The organism is Pseudomonas sp., assembly GCF_050739775.1.
Lineage (GTDB): Bacteria > Pseudomonadota > Gammaproteobacteria > Pseudomonadales > Pseudomonadaceae > Aquipseudomonas.
Window position 1 is genome coordinate 1 of record NZ_JBOICA010000043.1, and the last position, 16,204, is coordinate 16,204.

The window sequence follows — 16,204 nt, forward strand, 5'->3', positions numbered from 1 at the left end:
ACTCGCCTCGCGTCAGGGTAGGGCCGCTTTCTGCATTTTCTGACGCCTCTGCGTCACCCTCTATGGCCTCAACCTGACAGGCCGAGCGCTTAGCGTACGATTTTGTCCGTTTTCTCTATGCCCCCCTACAACAGATGACAACTTCTATTACCTGCCCACCGAAACCCTGATCGATCCAGCTCGCTATCGTGAGCTGGGCATTGCCTCGGCTCAGGACCTGTTCGGTGGTGTAGTAAGCAGACCCTATATGGCCACCAAGGCGATTTCCCATCCTTTGCCCGCCAATGCCCGCTATCCCCTTGGCTGGACCGATGACTTTGCCCGTCACGCCAGTGATGCGTTGCTGCGCGGCTACACGGTATTCTGCCTGGAAGACGCCGGTCGCGCTGCAGCGCTCTTGCTGCGTGACGGGCCATTACGGATAAAGCCGGTACGGGCCACGGCAGGAAGGAGGCAAATAGTGGTCACTTCGATGAAGGAGGTCGAACACGCACTGATCGGCCAAGACGAAAAAGAGCTGGCTCTCTGGGGCCTGACCCTGGAAGAGAACCTGACCCAAGTGCAGACCTTCAGTGTCGGCCAGGTCCTGGTGGCCGGCATCCTGTGCAGCTACTACGGTACCCAGCAATTGACCCGTGACCATGCCGGTGAAGAAATCTACGGTGGCTCGGATCTGGTTCTGGTGCGCGGCGACTACGACGCCTTGCTGCAGCTGGAACTCGAAGAGCATCTGCGCCTGGCCATCACTCAGGCCAGAATCTATGAGCAGGCGGCGTTACAGAACTTTCCCGGTTTTTTCGCCTCGCGCCGCAACTATGACGTCGCCAGGGGCCTGAACAGTCAGGACAAACCGCGTAGCGGCGTGCTCGAACAATCCTGGCGCATCGGCGGCGCCAGCAGCGCCGAAGTCCTGGCCTTGCAGGCATTTGCCGCCGACCCGGCACTGAGCCGCATCCGCGCCTCCACCCATGAAGCCTTCGACGCTCCCGACTTGCCTGCCGATGCGACTATTTTCTATCAGGGGGACGACAGTGAACTCGGAAGAATCTGCAAATATGCACGGCTGCGCGACTATGACCATCCATAGCGAGTCCATCGAGATCCATGTCGATGGCGAGACTATCGCCGCGACCATCGTCAGCCCCGGCGACAAGGTGCCGGGCATTCTCTTCGTTCACGGCTGGGGTGGTAGTCAACAGCGCGACCTGGCACGGGCCAAGCACATCACAGGCCTGGGTTGCGTGTGCATGACCTTCGACCTGCGCGGCCACGAGAAAACCGAAAGCCAGCGCCTGAGCGTCACCCGCGAACAGAACCTCGCAGATCTGCTGGCAGCCTACGATCGGTTGGTCAGTCACCCAGCAGTCGACACCAGCGCTATTGCGCTGATCGGCAGCAGCTACGGGGGCTATCTGGCAACCCTGTTGACCGCCTTGCGACCGGTCAAATGGCTGGCCCTGCGGGTTCCGGCGCTGTACTGGGACGATGAATGGGCAATGCCCAAGCAGGGCCTCGATCGCCAGCGCCTGACCGACTATCGCCGGCGATGTGCTGCTGGTCGAGTCGGAGCAGGACGATTATGTCCCGCACAGCACCCTGATGAGCTACCGTTCGGCTTTCGTCAGCGCCCATTCACTGACCCATCGAATCGTCGACGGCGCCGATCATGCGCTATCCAGCGACCGCAGCCAGAAAGCCTACAGCTCGATCCTCAGCGCCTGGATCAGCGAGATGGTCATCGGCGCCCGCCTTGATCGCTACCCTCACCACTCACCCTGGTATTCCTGAGCCGACGGCAGCTGGCAATGCAGACCATCCGTGGTGCTGCGTGCCAGGCTGCTCAAGGTCTGAAATGCGGCGAAGTTCACACCTTTGGCCTGGTGTTGCTGAATCAGCTGCAGAAAGGGTTCCTGTTCAAAGCTGCTGGCTGCCGCCTCCCAGGCGCTGCGAGACCGCCACTGCAAGTATTGCAGAACGCGACTGCCATCATCACTGGCCTGGATGCTTGCACCAAGCAGGCCCGCATGCCGCAAGGCCAGCGCCTCACTTCGCTCGGTCAGCGCCTGGGCCAGGTCGTGCTGACGAGCAGGTATTACCTCGAATTCGATCATCTGGGTAAAGCACAAGCTACGCTTTGGAACCGTCATCGGCATTGTCTCCCTGCCATAGTACTTGCGATGCGACGGCAGCCAGGGTAAAACCTCGAGTTAACTCAAGGTCAAGAGATTTTTCACCATGACTCAACCTTGCACAGCCGAGAAGGTCATGACCGTTGGCCAGCTGGCAGCCCGCAGCGGGCTAGCGGTCACCGCCCTGCACTTTTATGAAAACAAGGGCCTGATCCACAGCACTCGCAGTAGCGGCAACCAGCGTCGTTATCCGCGCGAAACCCTGCGCCGGGTGGCGGTGATCAAGATGGCCCAGCGTCTGGGCATCCCCTTGGCAACCATTCATGCAGCATTGCAGACATTACCCGTAGGACGCGCGCCCAGTGCCGCGGACTGGCGACGGCTATCCGAACAGTGGCGCCAGGACCTGACCCGGCGCATCGACAAGTTGCTGGTGCTGCGTGACCAGCTCGATGGCTGCATAGGTTGCGGCTGCATGTCGCTGCAGAGTTGTCCGCTACGCAATTGTGATGACCAATTGAGTGAACACGGACCGGGGCCGCAGTTGCTGGAACCTGGCCCGGAAGCTGCCGATTAGCCCAGCGCCGCAGCCAGGCCGACACTAAAGCAGGATCAGCCGATGCTATCGGCCACACGGCGTCGATAGTCGCTGGGTGCAAGCCCGGTGACCTTGTGGAAGACCTTGCGAAAGGCGCCCGGATCTTGATATCCCACACCCCAGGCAATCTGATCAATACTGTGCTTGGTGAACTCGAGCATCCGACAGGCACGCCCGACCCGTACCTGCTCTGGGTCAGGCTAGGCGGAATGATCATCACCCGGGGCTGGTGATGACCACCTGGATGACTATCGAACACCACGGCCAACTGCCGGTCCTCACCTTCGCTCCAATGACTGATACGCGGCACCGGCCGCTCCAGCGCACCCAGTTCATGGCGCAGGCGATTGGCGATGGCGAACAAGTCGGTCAACCCATGCACCGCTGCAGACTGCGCGCCAGGGTAGACCAGCAGACCGATTTCCAGCGTCTCGGAACCTTGGGCCATTGTCAGTTTTTCCCGCCAATTTGTCGTTCGAGCCAATCTGCAAGGGCACCGCTCAAGCCTATAACTATCACCACGCCACAATCACTCCCTGCCAAGAGGCTTTTGAAATGAGCAAACACGCCCTGATCATCATCGACATCCAGAACGACTACTTCCCAGGCGGCAAATGGACCCTGGATGGCGCAGATCGCGCCGCCGACAATGCAGCCAGTATTCTTGCCGCGACCCGGAGCAAAGGCGACTTGGTGGTGCATGTTCGCCATGAATCCGAGTCCAGTGATGCGCCCTTTTTCACGCCGGGATCCAACGGTGCCCAGATCCACCCCAAGGTTACGCCCCTGGCAAATGAACCCGTAGTGCTCAAGCATAAAGTCAACGCGTTCCTGAACACCGAGCTCAAGACTGTGCTGGACCAGCACGAAATCGAGGCGGTGACGGTGATCGGCAGCATGAGCCACGTGTGTATCGATGCCTTCACCCGTGCCGCCGCCGACTTCGGCTATAACGCCACAGTGATCCATGATGCCTGCGCCACCCGCGATCTGGAATTCAATGGTGTAAGCGTGCCAGCCGCCCAGGTGCATGCCGCCTATATGGCTTCGCTGGCATTCGCCTATGCCCAGGTAATCTCCACTACGGACTACCTGGCCGGCAATACCCGCGATGCGGCCATCTAGATCACCACATTACGCACAAACCGCGTAGCCACCTCGCCATCATTGCGATAGGCATGAATGCAATTGCTGGCATAGCTGAAAAAATCTCCAGCCTGCAGCAGGTGTTGCTGATCATCGATGACCAAGGTTAGGCATCCATCGGCCACATACAATTGCTCGCTCCAGCCATCGGCGTCGGCCTCGCATTGATACACCTCACCCGGCTCCAGGCGCCACTCCCACAATTCCACCTCGCGACTGGCGGTCGAGCTGGCCAGCAACACCGCCCTACTACCAGGATGAACCCCAGCCCAGGCAAGCTCGTTGATGCGGCTCGGGTCGCGGTTGTCAGGGGCCTGGATCAAATCGGTAAAGGCCGCACCCAACGCCTCGGCAAGGCGATCCAAGGTAGTCAGGCTGACATTATTCTCTCCAGCCTCGATGGCTACCAGCATGCGCCGGCTGACCCCGGACTTTTCCGCCAAGGCACTCTGGCTGAGTTCGGCGGCATGGCGCAGGCGACGAATGTTCTGGCTGACATGCTGCAGCACGGAGGCGCGCTGACTGGAATTTCTGTGCACTATATTGCTCACTGATAGGGTTTGAGCAGTATACTGCCCACTTCGCCGCAATTGTGCGTCGCCCCTCTTCCGTGTGCAAGGCCATGAATTCCATTAACAGTGCAGAACGCCCTTCCATCTCCTTCCGGCTAAGCAGGGCCGAACTGGTCCTGGTGTTTATCACCATGCTCTGGGGCGGTACCTTCCTGCTCGTGCACAACGTCATGACCGTCAGCGGGCCGATGTTCTTCGTCGGCCTGCGCTTTGCCGCCGCCACCCTGTTTGTCGGCCTGGTCTCGGCCCGCGCCTTGTCGGGACTGACCGCCACCGAGCTCAAGGCCGGGGTGCTGATCGGTGTCTCGATCATGCTCGGCTATGGCTTGCAAACCTACGGACTGCAAACCATCAGCAGCAGTCAGTCGGCCTTCATTACGGCGTTGTACGTGCCCTTTGTGCCCCTGCTCCAATGGCTGGTGCTAGGCCGCCGTCCAGGCCTGATGCCAAGCCTGGGGATTGGCCTGGCCTTTGTCGGGCTGATGCTACTGGCCGGGCCTGAAGGTGGCTCGCTGCAATTCAGTGCAGGCGAGATTGCCACTCTGGTCAGTGCCGTGGCGATTGCTGCGGAAATCATCCTGATCAGCCGCTACGCCGGTAAAGTCGATGTGCGCCGAGTGACCGTGGTGCAACTGGCGACTGCTTCGGCATTGTCGTTCATGATGGTGGTGCCTACCCAAGAGCCGCTGCCTGATTTTTCCTGGTTGTTGCTGCTCAGCGCCCTGGGCCTGGGTGCTATGAGTGCGGTGATTCAAGTAGCCATGAACTGGGCGCAAAAGTCGGTTTCACCGACCCGGGCGACGCTGATCTACGCAGGCGAGCCAGTCTGGGCCGGTATCGTGGGGCGTGTCGCTGGCGAGCGCCTGCCTGGCATTGCCCTGTTTGGCGGGCTGCTTATCGTGATTGCGGTGGTGGTCAGTGAACTGAAGATCAAGCGCCGAGAACAGGCGCCCGAAGCACTCGACGCGCCTGAACGCGGACGGGAAGCGGGGCTCTAGCGGGTAAATCCGGTCTATCCTTTGAAAAAAACTGTTATAAAAAAATCGTTTGATACACCACGTTTGTAGAGTTCTGCCACAGCTTCTGTGTTGGTGATCGACGGTACGCCACGTATGATCCCTTACAAACTCCTGCAGATTAGAAATCTATGTCCTTGATAGTGCTACTGCTTCTGCCGTTCATCGGCAGCTGCCTGGCGGCTGTCTTGCCGCACAACGCCCGCAACAGCGAGTCGTTGCTTGCCGGGCTCGTCGCTCTGGTTGGTACCGTCCAGGTCGCCTTGCTGTACCCGCAGATCGCCCACGGCAGTGTGATCCGCGAAGAATTTCTGTGGCTGCCGAGCCTGGGCCTGAATCTGGTCCTGCGCATGGACGGCTTTGCCTGGTTGTTCTCCCTGTTGGTGCTGGGTATTGGTACCCTGGTGTCGCTGTATGCGCGCTACTACATGTCGCCCCAGGACCCGGTGCCGCGGTTTTTCGCCTTTTTCCTGGCCTTCATGGGCGCAATGCTCGGCCTGGTGATCTCCGGCAACCTGATCCAGATCGTGTTCTTCTGGGAACTGACCAGTGTATTTTCGTTCCTGCTGATTGGCTACTGGCACCATCGCGCCGATGCCCGGCGCGGTGCCTACATGGCCCTGACGGTCACCGGTGCCGGCGGTTTGTGCCTGCTGGCGGGGGTATTGCTGCTCGGCCATGTGGTCGGCAGCTACGACCTGGACAAGGTCCTCGCTGCCGGCGAGCTGATTCGCAACCATGCCCTGTACCCCGTCCTGCTCCCGCTGATTCTCCTCGGCGCCCTGAGCAAGAGCGCACAGTTCCCCTTCCACTTCTGGCTGCCCCATGCCATGGCTGCGCCTACGCCGGTCTCGGCCTATCTGCATTCGGCGACCATGGTCAAGGCCGGGGTGTTTCTCCTGGCGCGCTTGTGGCCGGTGCTCTCCGGCAGCGAAGAATGGTTCTGGATCGTCGGTGGTGCCGGGGCTTGTACCCTGCTGCTGGGCGCTTTCGCGGCCATGTTCCAGAACGATCTCAAAGGGCTGCTGGCCTACTCGACCATCAGCCATCTGGGGCTGATCACCCTGCTGCTGGGCCTGAACAGCCCGCTGGCGGCTGTGGCGGCGGTGTTCCATATTCTCAACCATGCCACCTTCAAAGCCTCGTTGTTCATGGCTGCAGGCATCATCGACCACGAAAGCGGCAGCCGTGATATCCGCCGCCTCAGTGGCTTGTTCCGGCTGATACCGTTCACTGCGACCCTGGCTATGGTGGCCAGCGCTTCCATGGCCGGCGTGCCATTGATGAACGGTTTCCTGTCCAAGGAAATGTTCTTCGCCGAAACCGTGTTCATCAACTCCAGCGCCTGGATCGAAGCCGCCCTGCCAGTGATCGCCACCCTGGCCGGTACCTTCAGCGTGGCCTATGCCTTGCGCTTTACCGTCGATGTGTTCTTTGGCCCGCCGACCACTGACTTGCCCCACACCCCTCACGAGCCGCCTCGCTGGATGCGCGCGCCGGCCGAATTGCTGGTGCTGGCCTGCCTGGTGGTGGGCATGTTTCCGGCCCAGTCGGTCGGACCATTGTTGGCCGCCGCCGCTCTGCCGGTGGTGGGCGGTACGCTGCCCGAGTACAGCCTGGCGATCTGGCATGGCTGGAACGCGCCGCTGATCATGAGCCTGATCGCCATGAGCGGCGGCATCCTGCTCTACCTGCTCCTGCGCAACCAGCTCAAGCTGGGCCGCTTCCCTGCTCCGCCACTGATCGAGCGTTTCAATGGCAAGCGTCTGTTCGAGCACGGCCAGGTGCTGCTGATGCGCACAGCCCGCCGCTTCGAACGCGTGATGACCACCCGTCGTTTGCAAAAGCAGCTGTTCATGCTGGTGCTGGTAGCGCTGCTGGCAGGTCTGCTGCCGATGCTGCAAAGCGGCCTGAGCTGGGGTGATCGGCCGAAAATTCCGGGCTCCGGGATTTTCGTCACACTCTGGCTGATCGCCATTGCCTGCGCCCTGGGCGCCGCCTGGCAAGCCAAGTACCACCGGCTGGCGGCATTGACCATGGTCAGTGTCTGCGGCCTGATGACCTGCATCACCTTTGTCTGGTTCTCGGCACCGGATCTGGCCCTGACCCAACTGGCGGTCGAAGTGGTCACCACCGTGCTGATCCTCCTCGGCCTGCGCTGGTTGCCACGGCGTATCGAGGGCGTATCGCCCTTGCCCGGCAGCCAGGAGCAGGCACGCCTGCGACGACTGCGCGACCTGATTCTTGCGGTGCTGGTTGGCGGCGGCATGGCGTTATTGTCCTATGCGATGCTGACCCGCCCGACCCCCAACGACATTTCTTCGTTCTACCTGAGCCGGGCCCTGCCCGAAGGCGGCGGCAGCAACGTGGTCAATGTCATGCTCGTGGACTTCCGCGGCTTCGACACCCTGGGTGAAGTTACTGTGCTGGTAGCGGTGGCACTGGCGGTGTTTGCCCTGCTGCGACGCTTCCGCCCGCCCCGCGAGAGCATGCAACTGCCGGCCCAGCAGCGCCTGCTGGCACCTGACGTAGTCACCGACCTGGTCAACCCGCGCCAGGCTGCCGACACGGCACTGGGGTTCATGATGGTCCCGGCGGTACTGGTGCGCCTGCTGCTGCCAATTGCCCTGGTGGTGTCGATGTACCTGTTCATGCGCGGGCACAACCAGCCCGGTGGCGGTTTTGTCGCGGGCCTGGTGATGTCGGTGGCCTTTATCCTCCAATACATGGTTGCCGGCACCCAGTGGGTCGAGGCGCAAATGAGTTTGCGTCCGTTGCGCTGGATGGGCACCGGTTTGCTCTGCGCCACCCTCACTGGCGGCGGTGCAATGCTGCTCGGATACCCCTTCCTGACCACCCATACCGCCCACCTGCACCTGCCGTTGCTGGGTGATATCCATGTGGCCAGCGCACTGTTCTTCGATATCGGCATCTACACCGTGGTGGTCGGTTCGACCCTGTTGATTCTCACTGCCCTGGCTCACCAGTCGGTGCGCGGACATCGCCCGGCCAACCAACCCAAAGCCACCCAGCCAGGAGCCGCCTGATGGAAGAAGTCATTGCAATCGCCATTGGTGTACTCGCTGCCTCTGGGGTCTGGTTGATCCTGCGCCCACGAACCTTCCAGGTGGTGATGGGCTTGTGCCTGCTGTCCTATGGCGTCAACTTGTTCATCTTCAGCATGGGCAGCCTGTTCATCGGCAAGGAGCCGATCATCAAGGATGGCGTGCCCCAGGACCTGTTCAACTACACCGACCCTCTGCCCCAGGCCCTGGTACTCACCGCCATCGTCATCAGTTTTGCCATGACTGCGCTGTTTCTGGTGGTGCTGCTGGCATCGCGCGGGTTGACCGGTACCGACCACGTGGATGGCCGGGAGCCCAACGAATGAGCTTCATGAACCAACTGATTATCGCCCCGATCCTGCTGCCATTACTCACTGCGGCACTGATGTTGCTGCTGGGCGAGAAACGCAGGCCACTCAAGGCCCGCCTGAACCTGTTCTCCAGCCTCCTGGGCCTGGCGATCTCGATCACTTTGCTGCTGTGGATCCAGGCTCAGGGCCAGGCCAGTTCGATCGGGGTCTACCTGCCGGGCAACTGGCCGGCACCGTTCGGTATCGCACTGGTGGTCGATCGACTTTCCGCGTTGATGCTGGTACTGACCGGGATCGTCGGGGTCAGCGCCCTGCTCTTCGCCATGGCACGCTGGGACGGCGCCGGGGCCAGCTTCCATGCGCTGTTCCAGATCCAGTTGATGGGCCTCTACGGGGCGTTCCTGACCGCCGACCTGTTCAACCTGTTCGTGTTCTTCGAAGTCCTGCTGGCGGCGTCCTACGGTTTACTCCTGCACGGTTCCGGCCGGGCGCGGGTCAAGGCCGGCCTGCACTACATCGCCATCAACCTGTTCGCCTCGTCTCTGTTCCTGGTCGGCGCGGCGATGCTCTATGGCGTCACCGGAACCCTGAACATGGCGGACCTGGCTCTGAAAATCCCGCTGGTGCCAGAAGCCGACCGCGGCCTGCTGCACGCAGGTGCCGCGATCCTGGCCACGGCGTTCCTGGCCAAGGCAGGGATCTGGCCGCTCAACTTCTGGCTGGTGCCAGCCTATTCCGCCGCCAGTGCACCCGTAGCTGCACTGTTTGCGATCATGACCAAGGTCGGCTTCTATACCGTGTTGCGCCTGTGGACCTTGCTGTTTTCCGGCCAGGCCGGCGCCTCGTCGTTCTTTGGTGGCGACTGGCTGGTCTACGGCGGCCTGGCGACCCTGGGCTGCGCGGCCGTGTCGATCCTTGCCGCCCAACGCCTGGAACGTATGGCGAGCCTGAGCATCCTCGCATCGGCCGGCACCCTTATGGCCGCCATCGGCTTCGGCCAGGTGGCATTGACGGCCGGGGCGTTGTTCTACCTGGTCAGCTCGACCCTGGCACTGTGCGCCCTGTTCCTGTTGGCGGAGTTGATCGAGCGTTCACGCTCGGCCAATGAACTGCCCCTGGACGACGACGATTGCCACCCCTCACCGCTCGAGTCACTGCATCCGCCCAAAGGTATCAACCTCGATGACGAACAGAAGGCCGTGATCGGCCAGGTGATCCCCTGGACCATGGCGTTTCTGGGCTTGAGCTTTATCGCCTGTGCGCTGCTGATCATCGGCATGCCGCCACTCTCGGGCTTCATCGGCAAGATCAGCCTGATTGCCGCACTGCTCAACCCTCAGGGCCTGGGTAGCCCCGAGCAAGCGCTCTCGGCCCAGGGCTGGGCCCTGGTAGCGCTGCTGATACTCTCGGGCCTGGCCTCGATGATTGCCCTGACCCGAGTCGGCATCCAGCGCTTCTGGACACCTCAGGAACGCCCATCGCCGGCGCTGCGGCGCTACGAATGCATTCCCATCGTCGCCCTGCTCGGGCTGTGTATTGCCTTGAGCGTGCGCGCCGAACCGCTGCTGCGTTATACCCAGGACACCGCGGCAAGCCTTCAGGACCCTGAGCAATATGTCAGCGCAGTGCTCGGCACTCGGCCGATCCCCGGCCCCACCAGCCAGGCCACCAGTGTGCAGGTGCAACCATGAAACGCCTGCTCCCCGCTCCGTTGCTGTCTTTATCCCTGTGCCTGTTGTGGTTGGTTCTGAACCTCTCGCTAAGCCCGGGCAACTTGCTGCTCGGTGTCCTGCTGGGCGTACTGGCGCCATTGCTGATGGCGCCGCTGCGGCCCGTGTCGGCACGCATCCGCCACCCCTTGACAGTCCTGCGCCTGATCGTGCGGGTCGGCATTGATATGCTGATCTCCAACGTGCAGGTGGCCCGTGGGGTCTGGACCGCCAAGCGCCGCGCGCCGCGCTCTCGCTTCGTGCATATTCCACTGGATCTGCGCGACGCCCACGGCCTGGCGGCCTTGTCGATGATCACCACGGTGATCCCGGGCACTATCTGGTCGGAGCTGGCACTGGATCGCAGCATCCTGCTGTTGCATGTGTTCGACCTGGACGATGAAGCGCACTTCATCGAACATTTCAAACAGACTTATGAACGCCCGCTGATGGAGATTTTCGAATGACTGGCCTGCTTGCCAACGCCATTCTCGCCAGCCTGTTCATCTTTGCCCTGGCCATGGCCCTGACCCTGGTCCGGCTGTTTCGCGGCCCTTCAGCCCAAGACCGGGTCCTGGCGCTGGACTACCTGTACATCCTGGCGATGTTGATGATGCTGGTACTGGGTATTCGTTATGCCAGCGACACCTACTTCGAGGGGGCACTGTTGATTGCCTTGTTCGGCTTTGTCGGCTCGTTCGCCCTGGCCAAGTTCCTGCTGCGTGGCGAGGTGATCGAATGAACAACCTGAATGAACTGCCCTTCTGGGTCGAGTTGTTGGTTGCGGCGCTGTTGCTGTTGAGCAGCCTGTTCGCCCTGAGCGGGGCGCTAGGTCTGATCCGTCTGAAAGAATTCTTTCAGCGCATGCACCCACCTGCCCTGGCCTCAACCCTGGGAACCTGGTGCGTCGCACTGGCCTCGATCCTGTACTTCTCGGCGCTCAAGCAGGGACCGGTGCTGCATGCCTGGTTGATCCCCATCCTGATGGCAATCACTGTGCCAGTGACCACCTTGCTACTGGCACGGGCCGCTCTGTTTCGCAAGCGCATGGCCGGTGATGAAGTACCAGAGGAAGTCAGCAGCGGGCGCGATCGTGGTCACTAAGACCTATTCGGTCAGCGCCTGCAGTTCGCGGCGGACCATGGCTGCATACTCAGGCGGGCTCAGCTGATACAGCTGGCTGGCCACCCAATCGAACCAGCGCCCCTGCAGGTGATCGCGTTGCACAAGCCATTGTTCGGCTTGTCCACGGGCCTGAGCCTGATGCCGCGCATGAAAATCAGCGCGCCCCAGAGATGCGTCAGCAAACTTGCTCACTCGCTGGCCTTGAACGTGGTCAGCTCGCCCTTGCGCCATTTCGCCGCCTTGCCGGTGGCTGTCTTGAGTATCTTGCCCAGGCCTTCCTGTAGCTGCTCGCGCGCGGCAAAAATCATCACCACGCCCTGGCTTTCACGCAGGACGATGCCCTCGCCTTCAGGCACCGAGACAAATGCATAGTCCCCCAGGCCATAGACGGTAAGTTTGATTTCGCGGAAACGAACTTCCAGCTTGCCACCTTCTCGGCTGGGCAATACCGCAGCGCGGAAATGATCACCGACTTTTAGCTCCAGTCGCGGTTTGTCATCGACAACCAGCGCTATTTCAGTGTCGATTTCGGCCATGTACAGACCTTCCGCGTTCTGTTCGGTGACATAGACAAAACGCGATTGGAACTGTTTGACTATTTTGGCCCGAAGATCGCCCAGCACGAACAAGGCGTGTGTATCCAGATTACTGACTGCCAATGAAGAATTCCTCAAACCGATTACACGACGTCACCGTAGGAGCAACACGGCTCCATGAAGGCAACGACACTTAAACGTCGAAGTCTGAAAGACTAATGGGTAAATGCACGAAGCGTCTGTGCGGGCGGGCGTTGCAGCGTGCAGGAATCGTCACCCTTGCAAGCCAGCCAAGGCCTAACGACAGGCATTCGGCAGATTTCCGTCAACGGAAACGTACTTTCTGGCATCAAACTGCCAGGAAAATGCAATAGATACATCCAGCCCCCCGACAGAACGGGCCCCTGGATCTCATCTACACATCACAGGGAAGGAATATGCACGAAAACACCGAAATCCGTCGAGAGGCAAGCAACATTTCTTACTTCATCACGAAAAGTCCAGCCTCAAGCTTGAACAGCACGCGCTACATCGTGGTGCCCGCCGGTACCAACTTCTTTCATATTACTGAACACGCTAGCGGACAAGTGAAGGATTTCCGTTGCCGACACATCGACGCCTGCAAACTGCCCCAAACACTGGAACGTTGAAATCACTTTCAAACGGCTTGGCGTACTGCCGCAGGCCGTTGCTTACCGCGCAACTGCTCCAACCATGCGATCTGGCACTCTACCGCCTCATCACGACTGGCAAATGCAGTGCCACGCCGCTCGCCATTGACCAGCACAACCCAGCAAACACGTTTGCCAAGCGCTTGCAAGGACGCGGGGACGCCACTGCCAATCATCACGGCGACATCGACTTGGCTATCCATCATTCCCTCCGGAATTTAATTAGCAACCTAACGATATCACCATCATACGCCCGCCGCTGCAGCGGAAAAAGCTATTGCCGGTATAGCTGTATTGCATCAGGGGCAACAAACCCCGGCTCAGGACAGAACTTGCAGGCACAGCAACACGCCCTATTCCCAGGCAAAAACACCAAGGCCCCGAGGATCACTCCACGGGGCCTTGAAGAGACTGCCGGTCAGACCTGACGTTGATGCTTGTCAATCTGCTCGTGACGCTCCTGCGCTTCGATGCAGTACTTGGTGGTCGGGCTGATCAGCAAGCGCTTGAGGCCAATCGGCTCACCACTGTCATCGCACCAGCCAAAGCTTTCGTCTCTGATTCGCTCCAGGGCCATCTCCAGTTGTGGCAACAGGCGCTGGTCGCGATCAATGGCGTTGACCAACCAGGTACGTTCTTCTTCAACAGAGGCGGCATCTGCCGGATCAGCTGGGCTGTCCAGGCTCTCGATAGCTATACGGCTCTGTTCGATGCGCTCCTGAGTCTCGACTTTCATCGACTGCAGCAACTCGGTGAAGAACGCATGTTGCTCGGCGTTCATGTAGTCATCGGCCGGCATGGCCAGCAACTTTTCCTTGGTCATCGATTTCTCTATGAAAATAACGTGCATTTAAGCGATTGGATTGCCATCACCGACAGTTCGCCGACAGCGGAATTCTTCAAGCACCCTTCGGCACTCTATTTACGAGGGGCGGCAGTCTAAGGCGCCACGTCGCACTGGGCAACAAAAATGACAGCGCAGCAGACCGAAACGGCCTGGAATCCGCCAATCGGCCCCGCAGACCTACCCTTCAGCCCTTAAAGCCATGCCTGTTTGCCCATAACCAGCGCGAAAAATGCCTAATACGCAGTAACAATTGCGCCCCTGTCAGCCCAGCAACTGGCGTAAAAACGCGCTCAGCGTGCCTTGGGCAGCAATTGCAGCACTTGGTGCTCTAGGATACCCGAGGCTTTTCGCCCTGAAAGGTAGTAGACCACTACAGTTTGACCATTTTGGCCCGAAGATCGCCCAGCGTCATGCCCCGGAGCCGAGCATGACCGATGCCAGCACTGGCAGGGCCGTCGATGCCTACCGTGCGCCTATCACCTCGGCGTTGGCAGCAAAGTATTTCTTCAGCCTTAACAACGGGGGGGCCGCTGCGATGGGACGTGCAGCGCCCCTTTTTATCAACAGTCCTTGAACTGCGCTTCACGCTTGGCGATGAACGCCGCCATACCTTCCTTCTGGTCCTCAGTGGCGAAGGCGGCATGGAACACCCGGCGTTCAAAGCGCACGCCTTCTGCCAGGTTGACCTCGAAGGCACGGTTGACACTTTCCTTGACCATCATGGTCATCGGAATCGACTTGCTGGCGATGGTTGCTGCCACCTTCAAGGCCTCCTCCAACAGTTCCGCCTGTGGTACCACGCGCGCCACCAAACCTGCACGCTCGGCCTCCTCGGCACCCATCAGGCGACCGCTCAAGCACAACTCCATAGCCTTGGCCTTGCCCACCGCGCGGGTCAGACGCTGGGTGCCACCCATGCCCGGCAACACACCCAGGTTGATTTCCGGTTGGCCGAACTTGGCATTGTCGGCAGCGAGAATGAAGTCGCACATCATCGCCAGCTCGCAGCCACCGCCCAGGGCGAAGCCGGACACCGCGGCGATGATCGGCTTGCGCCGGTTGGCGATGCGGTCGGCATCACTGAACAGGTCATCGACATAAATCTGCGGGTAGCGCAGGTCTGCCATTTCCTTGATATCGGCACCTGCGGCGAAGGCCTTGGCAGAGCCGGTGAGGACTACACAGCCAATGTTCGGGTTGGTTTCAAGCTGGTCCAGCGCCCGATTGATCTCGCTGACGATTTGCGCGTTCAGCGCATTCAGCGCCTGCGGCCGGTTCAAGGTAATCAGGCCGACCTTGCCATGGATGTCCAACAGGATGGTTTCGAATGCCATGCAGACTGCTCCTTCAAAGATTGCGCGCAATGACCATGCGCTGAATGTCGCTGGTACCTTCGTAGATCTGGCAGACCCGCACATCGCGGTAGATCCGTTCCAGCGGGAAGTCGCTCAGATAGCCATAACCGCCGAGGGTCTGCAAGGCTTCGGAGCAGACCTTTTCGGCCATTTCCGAGGCAAACAGCTTGGCCATCGAGGCTTCGACCAGCGCCGGACGCCCGGCATCGCGCAGCGCGGCAGCATGCAGGACCATCTGCCGAGCCACGGCAACACGGGTGGCCATGTCGGCCAGGCGGAACGCCACGGCCTGGTGCTCGACTAGGGGCTTGCCGAAGCTCTGCCGCTCGCGAGCGTAGTCACGAGCCACCTCAAAAGCGGCGCGGGCCATGCCCACCGACTGCGAAGCGATACCGATACGGCCACCTTCGAGGTTGGCCAGGGCAATCTTGTAGCCTTCGCCCTCGTCGCCCAGGCGGTTGGCCAGCGGTACGCGCACATCGTCGAAGACGATCTGGCAGGTATCAGAAGCATGCTGGCCGAGTTTGTCCTCGACCCGGGCGACCTGATAGCCGGGCGAGTCGGTCGGGACGATAAACGCACTGATACCGCGCTTACCGGCAGTAGGATCGGTAACCGCGAAGACGATCACCACACCGGCATTCTGCCCGGAGGTGATGAATTGTTTGCAGCCATTGAGCACATAGTGCTCGCCGTCACGACGAGCCCGGGTCTTCAGGCTGCTGGCATCGGAGCCGGCCTGGGGCTCGGTCAGGGCAAAGGCACCGAGCATCTGGCCGCTTGCCAGCGGGGTGAGAAACTGCTGCTTCTGGGCGTCATTGCCAAATTTGAGGATCGGCACACAACCCACCGAGTTGTGCACGCTCATAATGGTCGAGCAAGCACCATCGCCAGCAGCAATCTCTTCCAGGGCCATGGCGTAGGCGACATAGCCCGTATCGCTACCACCCCACTGCTCCGGCACCAGCATGCCGAACAGGCCCAGTTCGGCCATCTCCTGAATCGCTTCCTTGGGAAAGCGATGCTCGCGGTCCCACTGCTCGGCAAACGGCCGCAGTCGCTCCTGAGCGAACTGACGGACCGCGTCACTTATTTGCTGTTGTTCGTCATTGACTAGCATGGTG

Annotated in this window: 20 protein-coding genes and 2 pseudogenes; 13 read left to right on the top strand and 9 right to left on the bottom strand. The window is 60.5% G+C overall.

Annotated elements, in window-relative coordinates; all coding sequences use genetic code 11:
• Positions 1–136: 136 nt before the first annotated feature.
• A pseudogene (locus tag ACRESH_RS19900) lies at positions 137–1,087 on the top strand (DUF3182 family protein); the annotation flags it as partial.
• Positions 1,074–1,754 (top strand): alpha/beta hydrolase family protein, encoded by a 681-nt coding sequence (locus ACRESH_RS19905; protein ID WP_431743580.1) that lies wholly within the window; start codon positions 1,074–1,076, stop codon positions 1,752–1,754. The pseudogene ACRESH_RS19900 and the gene ACRESH_RS19905, both read left to right, overlap by 14 nt.
• Positions 1,755–1,763: 9 nt before the next feature.
• Here the strand turns inward: ACRESH_RS19905 and ACRESH_RS19910 are convergent, their stop codons facing one another.
• On the bottom strand, positions 1,764–2,147 hold the full coding sequence (locus tag ACRESH_RS19910; RefSeq protein WP_431743581.1) for an antibiotic biosynthesis monooxygenase: 384 nt from the start codon (positions 2,145–2,147) through the stop codon (positions 1,764–1,766).
• Between the two features lie 88 nt (positions 2,148–2,235).
• On the opposite strand from ACRESH_RS19910, the gene soxR reads away from it, so the two are divergent.
• Complete coding sequence (gene soxR, locus ACRESH_RS19915) at positions 2,236–2,706, top strand: redox-sensitive transcriptional activator SoxR (RefSeq protein ID WP_431743582.1); 471 nt, start codon at positions 2,236–2,238, stop codon at positions 2,704–2,706.
• 35 nt (positions 2,707–2,741) lie between these two features.
• On the opposite strand, the pseudogene ACRESH_RS19920 reads toward soxR, so the two are convergent.
• Positions 2,742–2,918: pseudogene (locus tag ACRESH_RS19920) on the bottom strand (helix-turn-helix domain-containing protein); the annotation flags it as partial.
• 41 nt (positions 2,919–2,959) lie between these two features.
• Here ACRESH_RS19920 and ACRESH_RS19925 point away from each other — a divergent pair.
• Together ACRESH_RS19925 and ACRESH_RS19930 are read left to right on the top strand one after the other, a co-directional pair.
• Positions 2,960–3,286 carry a hypothetical protein gene (locus ACRESH_RS19925; RefSeq protein ID WP_431743583.1) on the top strand — a complete coding sequence of 109 codons (327 nt, stop codon included), beginning with the start codon at positions 2,960–2,962 and terminating at the stop codon, positions 3,284–3,286.
• Positions 3,283–3,852 carry a cysteine hydrolase family protein gene (locus ACRESH_RS19930; RefSeq protein WP_431743584.1) on the top strand — a complete coding sequence of 190 codons (570 nt, stop codon included), beginning with the start codon at positions 3,283–3,285 and terminating at the stop codon, positions 3,850–3,852. The genes ACRESH_RS19925 and ACRESH_RS19930 overlap by 4 nt, the downstream gene beginning before the upstream one ends.
• Here ACRESH_RS19930 and ACRESH_RS19935 read toward each other — a convergent pair.
• Positions 3,849–4,412, bottom strand: a complete 564-nt coding sequence (locus ACRESH_RS19935; protein ID WP_431743585.1) for a helix-turn-helix domain-containing protein — start codon at positions 4,410–4,412, stop codon at positions 3,849–3,851. The genes ACRESH_RS19930 and ACRESH_RS19935 overlap by 4 nt on opposite strands.
• Before the next feature lie 83 nt (positions 4,413–4,495).
• Here ACRESH_RS19935 and ACRESH_RS19940 point away from each other — a divergent pair, with 83 nt between their 5' ends.
• From ACRESH_RS19940 to ACRESH_RS19970, 7 genes are all read left to right on the top strand, one after another.
• Positions 4,496–5,443, top strand: a complete 948-nt coding sequence (locus ACRESH_RS19940; protein WP_431743586.1) for a DMT family transporter — start codon at positions 4,496–4,498, stop codon at positions 5,441–5,443.
• A gap of 149 nt (positions 5,444–5,592) precedes the next feature.
• On the top strand, positions 5,593–8,508 hold the full coding sequence (locus ACRESH_RS19945) for a monovalent cation/H+ antiporter subunit A (protein WP_431743587.1): 2,916 nt from the start codon (positions 5,593–5,595) through the stop codon (positions 8,506–8,508).
• Positions 8,508–8,852 carry a Na+/H+ antiporter subunit C gene (locus ACRESH_RS19950; RefSeq protein ID WP_431743588.1) on the top strand — a complete coding sequence of 115 codons (345 nt, stop codon included), beginning with the start codon at positions 8,508–8,510 and terminating at the stop codon, positions 8,850–8,852. Before ACRESH_RS19945 ends, ACRESH_RS19950 begins: the two co-directional genes overlap by 1 nt.
• The gene (locus tag ACRESH_RS19955; RefSeq protein ID WP_431743589.1) at positions 8,849–10,528 is read left to right on the top strand and encodes a monovalent cation/H+ antiporter subunit D; all 1,680 of its coding nucleotides are present in this window, start codon (positions 8,849–8,851) and stop codon (positions 10,526–10,528) included. The genes ACRESH_RS19950 and ACRESH_RS19955 overlap by 4 nt, the downstream gene beginning before the upstream one ends.
• On the top strand, positions 10,525–11,013 hold the full coding sequence (locus ACRESH_RS19960; protein ID WP_431743590.1) for a Na+/H+ antiporter subunit E: 489 nt from the start codon (positions 10,525–10,527) through the stop codon (positions 11,011–11,013). Before ACRESH_RS19955 ends, ACRESH_RS19960 begins: the two co-directional genes overlap by 4 nt.
• Complete coding sequence (locus tag ACRESH_RS19965; RefSeq protein ID WP_010224304.1) at positions 11,010–11,288, top strand: K+/H+ antiporter subunit F; 279 nt, start codon at positions 11,010–11,012, stop codon at positions 11,286–11,288. Before ACRESH_RS19960 ends, ACRESH_RS19965 begins: the two co-directional genes overlap by 4 nt.
• Entirely contained in the window at positions 11,285–11,650 is a 366-nt protein-coding gene (locus tag ACRESH_RS19970; protein WP_431743591.1) for a Na+/H+ antiporter subunit G, read from the top strand. Before ACRESH_RS19965 ends, ACRESH_RS19970 begins: the two co-directional genes overlap by 4 nt.
• 3 nt (positions 11,651–11,653) lie before the next feature.
• Here the strand turns inward: ACRESH_RS19970 and ACRESH_RS19975 are convergent, their stop codons facing one another.
• The 4 genes from ACRESH_RS19975 to ACRESH_RS19990 all read right to left on the bottom strand — a co-directional run bounded on the left by ACRESH_RS19975 (position 11,654) and on the right by ACRESH_RS19990 (position 13,701).
• On the bottom strand, positions 11,654–11,863 hold the full coding sequence (locus ACRESH_RS19975; protein ID WP_431743592.1) for a hypothetical protein: 210 nt from the start codon (positions 11,861–11,863) through the stop codon (positions 11,654–11,656).
• A complete protein-coding gene (locus ACRESH_RS19980) occupies positions 11,860–12,330 on the bottom strand; it encodes a hypothetical protein (RefSeq protein ID WP_431743593.1) in 471 nt (156 codons plus the stop codon). The genes ACRESH_RS19975 and ACRESH_RS19980 overlap by 4 nt, the downstream gene beginning before the upstream one ends.
• A gap of 535 nt (positions 12,331–12,865) precedes the next feature.
• Positions 12,866–13,081: a hypothetical protein gene (locus ACRESH_RS19985; RefSeq protein ID WP_431743594.1), complete on the bottom strand. Its 216-nt coding sequence runs from the start codon at positions 13,079–13,081 to the stop codon at positions 12,866–12,868.
• Positions 13,082–13,296: 215 nt separating this feature from the next.
• Positions 13,297–13,701, bottom strand: coding sequence for a TraR/DksA family transcriptional regulator (locus tag ACRESH_RS19990; protein ID WP_431743595.1), 405 nt, complete (start codon positions 13,699–13,701; stop codon positions 13,297–13,299).
• 451 nt (positions 13,702–14,152) lie between these two features.
• On the opposite strand from ACRESH_RS19990, the gene ACRESH_RS19995 reads away from it, so the two are divergent.
• Positions 14,153–14,299 (top strand): hypothetical protein, encoded by a 147-nt coding sequence (locus ACRESH_RS19995; protein ID WP_431743596.1) that lies wholly within the window; start codon positions 14,153–14,155, stop codon positions 14,297–14,299.
• Here ACRESH_RS19995 and ACRESH_RS20000 read toward each other — a convergent pair.
• Entirely contained in the window at positions 14,286–15,059 is a 774-nt protein-coding gene (locus ACRESH_RS20000; protein WP_431743597.1) for an enoyl-CoA hydratase, read from the bottom strand. The two genes, ACRESH_RS19995 and ACRESH_RS20000, sit on opposite strands and share 14 nt — an antisense overlap.
• Positions 15,060–15,072: 13 nt before the next feature.
• On the bottom strand, positions 15,073–16,200 hold the full coding sequence (locus tag ACRESH_RS20005; RefSeq protein ID WP_431743598.1) for an acyl-CoA dehydrogenase: 1,128 nt from the start codon (positions 16,198–16,200) through the stop codon (positions 15,073–15,075).
• Between the last annotated feature and the right edge of the window lie 4 nt (positions 16,201–16,204).